Source organism: Variovorax sp. WDL1 (genome assembly GCF_001541225.1).
Classification (GTDB): Bacteria; Pseudomonadota; Gammaproteobacteria; order Burkholderiales; family Burkholderiaceae_C; genus Variovorax.
The window spans coordinates 85349-91027 of sequence record NZ_LMTS01000069.1 but is presented as its reverse complement, the minus strand read 5'-3'; the positions used below and the strand labels follow the sequence as shown (position 1 = coordinate 91027).

Annotated in this window: 7 protein-coding genes; 5 read left to right on the top strand and 2 right to left on the bottom strand. The window is 69.9% G+C overall.

Features of this window, described 5'->3' with window-relative positions; all coding sequences use genetic code 11:
* The 5 genes from APY03_RS43530 to APY03_RS09670 form a co-directional block, all read left to right on the top strand.
* The coding region (locus tag APY03_RS43530; RefSeq protein WP_232324214.1) for a hypothetical protein at positions 1-191 on the top strand (191 nt) is incomplete at its 5' end.
* Positions 157-438 (top strand): FeoA family protein, encoded by a 282-nt coding sequence (locus APY03_RS09685; RefSeq protein ID WP_068676211.1) that lies wholly within the window; start codon positions 157-159, stop codon positions 436-438. The genes APY03_RS43530 and APY03_RS09685, both read left to right, overlap by 35 nt.
* A complete protein-coding gene (feoB, locus tag APY03_RS09680; RefSeq protein ID WP_068676209.1) occupies positions 431-2329 on the top strand; it encodes a ferrous iron transporter B in 1899 nt (632 codons plus the stop codon). Before APY03_RS09685 ends, feoB begins: the two co-directional genes overlap by 8 nt.
* Position 2330: 1 nt before the next feature.
* Positions 2331-2600 (top strand): DUF6587 family protein, encoded by a 270-nt coding sequence (locus tag APY03_RS09675; RefSeq protein WP_068676207.1) that lies wholly within the window; start codon positions 2331-2333, stop codon positions 2598-2600.
* 6 nt (positions 2601-2606) lie between these two features.
* Positions 2607-3788: an FAD-dependent monooxygenase gene (locus APY03_RS09670; RefSeq protein WP_068676205.1), complete on the top strand. Its 1182-nt coding sequence runs from the start codon at positions 2607-2609 to the stop codon at positions 3786-3788.
* 6 nt (positions 3789-3794) lie between these two features.
* Here the strand turns inward: APY03_RS09670 and APY03_RS09665 are convergent, their stop codons facing one another.
* Both APY03_RS09665 and APY03_RS43525 read right to left on the bottom strand, forming a co-directional pair.
* Positions 3795-5042: a hypothetical protein gene (locus tag APY03_RS09665; RefSeq protein ID WP_068676203.1), complete on the bottom strand. Its 1248-nt coding sequence runs from the start codon at positions 5040-5042 to the stop codon at positions 3795-3797.
* Positions 5043-5209: 167 nt separating this feature from the next.
* Positions 5210-5679 (bottom strand): molybdopterin dinucleotide binding domain-containing protein (locus APY03_RS43525; protein WP_332307382.1); only part of this gene is annotated, 470 nt, incomplete at its 5' end.

Below are 5679 nucleotides of genomic sequence, written 5' to 3'. Positions count from 1 at the left end.
GTTCATCGGGAGCGTCGAGCGGCGGATCGGATTGCGGGTCTGTCATGGTCGCGATGATGCCCGCCCGGCAGGGGAACTTTGATTTCGATTCGCCCAAGGTCCGTGTTTTCGAGAATAATTCTCATTTTGTCGATTTTGGATCTGCGGGTGACTACCATGAATCGGGCGGCGATAGCCGCCATCAGTCTTGACCAGCTTCCCAACCATCAATGGGCCACCGTGCTCGAGGTTTCGAGGCCCGAAGAAGCGGAAGTGCGCGACCTGGTTCTCCGGCTGACCGAGATCGGCTTCGTGCCGGGCGAGATGGTGCGCATCGTCGCCACCGGGGTGCCCAACCGCGAGCCGCTGGCCGTGCGCCTGGGCCACACCACCTTTGCACTGCGGCGCCACGAGGCCGCGCTGGTGCGCGTTCTGCCTGGAGCCACTCACCATGGCTGAGGCGACCCTCAACTTCCAGCCCGGCGCTGCCATTTCGTCGGCGCCGCCCGCGCGCGTCGCTCTGCTGGGCAACCCCAACTGCGGCAAGACCGCGCTCTTCAACCTGCTCACCGGCAGCCGCCAGAAGGTGGCCAACTACGCCGGCGTGACGGTCGAGCGCAAGGAAGGCTTGCTGCGCACCCCATCGGGCCGGCGCGTGGCCGTGCTCGACCTGCCGGGTGCCTACAGCCTCAATGCACTGTCGGTCGACGAGGCCGTCACGCGCGACGTGGTAACGGGCAAGAGCGATGAGGACTTGCCCGACCTGCTGGTGTGCGTGACCGATGCGACCAACCTGCGGCTCAACCTGCGCCTGGTGCTCGAGGCCAGGCGCCTGGGACTGCCGATGGTGGTGGCGCTCAACATGACGGACATGGCGGAGAAGCAGGGCATCGAGATCGACGTGCCGCTGCTGGCTGCCGAGCTCGGCGTGCCGGTGATCGAGACGGTCGGCGTGCACGCGGGCGGCGCGCAGGGCCTGCTGGCGCAGCTCGATGCACCGGTCGCGGTCACCCGGGCCGCGCCCTGGCAGGCGCCGGATCTCGACGACGTGCTCGCCACCCAGCGCGAGGTGCGCCGGATCCTCGCCGCGGCGGTGCGCGAGCCCGCGGGCAGCCTGGCCGCCAGCGACCGCATCGACCGCGTGGTGATGCATCCTCTGTGGGGCATGCTGGTGCTGGCGGTCACGCTGTTCCTGATGTTCCAGGCGGTGTTCAGCTGGGCCAACGTGCCGATGGACGCCATCAAGGACGCCACGGGCGCCCTCGGCGAGCTGGTGAAGCAGCTGGTGCCGGAGGGCATGCTGCAGAGCCTGCTGGTGGACGGGATCATCGCCGGCGTGGGCGGCGTGATCGTGTTCCTGCCGCAGATCCTGATCCTGTTCCTCTTCATCCTGGCGCTCGAGGATTCGGGCTACCTGCCGCGCGCCGCCTTCCTGCTCGACCGCGTGATGGGCACGGTGGGCCTGTCGGGCCGTTCCTTCATTCCGCTGCTGTCGAGCTTCGCCTGTGCCATCCCCGGCGTGATGGCTGCTCGTACCATCAGCAACTGGCGAGACCGGCTCACCACGATCATGATCGCGCCGCTGATGACCTGCTCGGCGCGCTTGCCCGTGTATGCGCTGCTGATCGCGGCCTTCATCCCGGCGCGCACCGTGGGCGGCATGTTCAACCTGCAGGGCGTGGTGCTGTTCGCGCTGTACGTCTTCGGCATCGTCTCGGCCATGGCCGTGGCCTGGGTCATGAAGCGCTTTCGCAGCAACCAGCAGCGCTCGCCGCTGATGATGGAGCTGCCGGCCTACCGCTGGCCCAACCTGCGCAACCTGGCGCTGGGCCTCTACGAGCGCGCGTGGATCTTCATCCAGCGGGTGGGCACCATCATCCTGACGCTGACGATCCTGCTGTGGTTCCTGTCCACCTTCCCGTCGCCGCCCGAGGGCGCGACCGGCCCTGCCATCCAGTACAGCCTGGCCGGCATCATCGGCCGCGGCCTGGAGCACATCTTCGCGCCCATCGGCTTCAACTGGCAGATCTCGATCGCGCTGGTGCCCGGCATGGCGGCGCGCGAGGTGGCGGTGGGCGCACTCGGCACGGTGTACGCGCTCTCGGCCACAGGCGACGATGTCGCCGGCCAGCTGGAGCCGCTGATCGCCGGCAGCTGGTCGCTCGCCACGGCGCTGTCGCTGCTGGTCTGGTACGTGTTCGCGCCGCAGTGCATCTCGACGCTGGCAGCGGTCAAGCGCGAGACCGGTTCGTGGCGCTACGTGTGGATCATGGCGGCCTACTTGTTTGCCCTCGCCTACATTGCGTGCTGGATCACCTATCGTGTGGCCCTAGCACTCACAGGAGGATGAGATGACGCAACAGATCATCGTTGGACTGATCGTCGCGCTGGCCGCGTTCCACGCCGTCTGGCGCTGGATGCCGGCAGGCTGGCGCCGCGCCGCGGCGGCGCGGCTCGCATCAGGTTCGCAGCGCGCGGGGCTGGTCGATGCGCAGCGTGCGCAGCAGCTCGCCGCATCGCTGGCCAAGACTTCTGGATGCGGCTCGTGCGACAGCTGCGGCAATTGCGGCACCCCGGCCGATTCGTCGGCGCAATCCAGGCGCAGCACCACCGCGCGCTGAGCTGGCATGCGTGCCGCTCATATCCTGGTCGCGGGCGGCGGCATTGCGGGCCTGGCCAGCGCGCTGGCCCTGGCCCGCCGTCGCCACCGCATCGACCTGTTCGAACAGGCCGTGGCCTTCGGCGAGGTCGGCGCGGGGATCCAGCTCGGCCCCAACGTGGCGCGCCGCCTGCAGCTGCTGGGCGTTTGGGAGCCGCTGATGCGCATTGCCGCCAAGCCCGAGGCGCTCGTCGTGCGCAGCGCGGTTCGCGGCAGCGAGATTGCGCGCCTGCCGCTCGGCAATGCAATGTTGCGCAGCTATGGCTCCCCCTACCTCTGCGTGCATCGCGCCGACCTGCATGCGCTGCTGCTTGCAGCCGTGCGTGGGACCGGCGCCGTCACCCTCAACACCGGCGCGCGCATCACCGATGCCGTGGCTCGTTCCGGCGCAGTCTGCGTCGCGAGCACGGCCACCAGGGCCTGGGAAGGCGATGCGCTGATCGGCGCCGATGGCCTTTGGAGCACCGTGCGCGCGCGGGTGGTGGAGGATGCCTCTCTGCCGCGTGCCACTGGCCACACGGCCTGGCGCGCCCTCGTCGCGCAATCGGCGCTGCCGGCGGGGTTGCGCAGCATGCAGATCAGCGTCTGGCTCGGCCCGCGCCTCCATGCGGTGGCCTACCCGGTACGCCGCGGCGAGGCCCTCAACGTGGTCGTGCTGGCCGAGGCCGCGCCGTCAGGGGATGCGCGCGACTGGGACCAGGCCAGCAGCCTGGCCACCCTGCAGGCCGCGACCGGCCACATGCACGCCGGCCTGCAGGCGCTGCTGGAGGCGATGCCGGCCTGGCGTGCCTGGACGCTGTGCGACCGCCCGCCGCTCAGCGGTCCCGAGCAGATGGCCGGGGAGCGTGTGGCCCTGGTCGGCGATGCCGCGCACCCGATGCTGCCCTACCTCGCGCAGGGGGCCGGCATGGCGATCGAGGACGGCGTTGCGCTGGCCGAGGCGCTCGACGGCTGCGGCGCCGAGGAGGTTCCGCAGCGTCTCGCGCGCTACGCGCAAGTTCGCTGGGAACGCAATGCGCAGGTGCAGGTGCGGGCGCGGCGCAACGGCGAGATCTTCCATGCGACCGGCCTGGTGCGCGTGGGCCGCGACGCGGCCCTGCGGATACTGGGCGCACGGCTGCTCGACGTGCCCTGGCTCTACGGGGCCTGAAGCTCCTCAGAGACTGAAGCTCTGCAGGTGGTCGACGCGCTCGGCCAGGCCCTCGGCGCCGAGGTAGTGGCTGCGCTTGCCGGTTCGCACTTCGGCCAGCGAGCTCTCCAGGTCGGCCAGCATGTCCTGGCGCACCGTCTCGAAGGCCGCCGGCAGGTCCTCGTGTTGCTTCCGATAGGCGTCGGCGATCACCCGCGCTGCGGCGGGCGCGCCGCAGGCCACGCATTCGGCGATCGCCGTCGCGCTGGGCCGGGCGCCACGCTCCAGCAGAAGTCCCACGAGCTCCGGCGAGACCGCGCTGTCGATGGCGTCGAGCGCGTCGGCCGACACGGGCGCCCCCGCGCGCGCGAGTGCTTCCGCCGCATGGTGGGCGCCGTGGGCGAGGGCCAGGTCGGTGGCCGGCGCGCTGCCCTGCAGCGGCCCGTCGAGCGGCACGCCGTTGGCGGCGAGCTGCTCGACCAGCGCCTTGTCGTCGGTCGCGACCGCGTGGCGCAGGGCGATGCGCGAGAGCGCGCCGTCGCTGGCCAGCGTGCCTGCGGCCAGCGGCGTGCGCCAGTCGACCACCGCGCGGCGGTAGAACGCCACCAGCTTGTCCACCAGCTCGAGGGTGAGGCCGTGCGTCTGGTGCCGTTCGTCGAGGTATTCGAGCAGCGCCTGTCCGGTGAAGTAGTCGCCGGCGGGCTCGAGTGGGTCCTCGTCGAGGTGCAGCATGGCGAAGGCGCCCGGCAGGTCGTGCGCAATCGTGGTCAGGCCGTCCTCGTGCATCGCATGTGCCCAGGCTTCCGGCAAGCCCTGCTTCCACGCCAGGATGTGGCCGTAGTCGGCGCCGCGCTCGACCACCGCGTAGATCCGGTCGCTGGACTCGAAGCCGCCGAAGGGCAGGGCGGTGAGCTTGCCGTCCCACTGCTGTCCGCGTGCCGCTGCCGCCTCCCGCGCGTTCTGCTGTTCGTGTTCGATCCAGCCCTGGAGGTCATGGTCAGCGCCGCTGCCTTTCCAGAACAGCTCGGCCCAGCTGACGGCCTCCTCGTAGCCGTTGATGCGCAGGTGCAGGTCGTAGTCGATGCGGCCCCCCGCGGTGCGTTGCCAGAGCGCGACCAGCTCGGGCGGAATCGGCCCGGCGCAGAGTTCCTGCAAGGCCGCGATCTGGTCGACTGCCATCGGGGGCTGGGCGTCGAAGATCACCCGCTCTGCGAAGAGCACGATGCCGTGCTCGCGCAGGAGGGCCAGTTCGTCGTCGTCAAAGTGGGCGCTCATGGAGTCTCCTTCTCGTCGGCATGCCCGGCGGCGGGTCAGTCAAGCCAGCTGCAACCGATTGATGCCGAGCCATGAGGGAGAGTATCAAGTTCTTCGGGCCCGGTGCATGCCTGGTCGGATGAATGCACTCGAGAAGCCGGCTTCAGGGGCCGCCGGGCCAGGTGCGTTCAGGAGGGACGGGAGGTGAACCGCGGCAAGGCGAATGCGGTTACCGGCGGCGGCGATTCGCATTTTTCGACCTGCACCAGCACCGTCTGGACGGCGGTCGATTGCGCCAGCTGCGACGTGCCACCGTCAAGCGTGACCACATTCGGGTTACCGTGCTTCTCTAGGCTGCCCGGCTGGCCGCCTTCGGCGGGGTCGTACCACGCGCCGGTCGAGATCTGGACGACGCCGGGGCGAAGATGGTCCGCGACGACCGCCCCTGCGAGGAATGCGCCCCGATCGTTGAAGACCCGCACCACGTCTCCCTGCGCAAGCCGGCGTGTCCTCGCATCATCGGGATGCATGGCCAGCGCCTCCCGCCCGGAAACCTTGGCCTGGCGGCTGACGGAGGCGTGATCGTGCTGGCTGTGCAGCCGCGGTGTCGGTTGATTCGACAGGAGATGCAGCGGGAAGCGCGACGCCGTTTGCGACC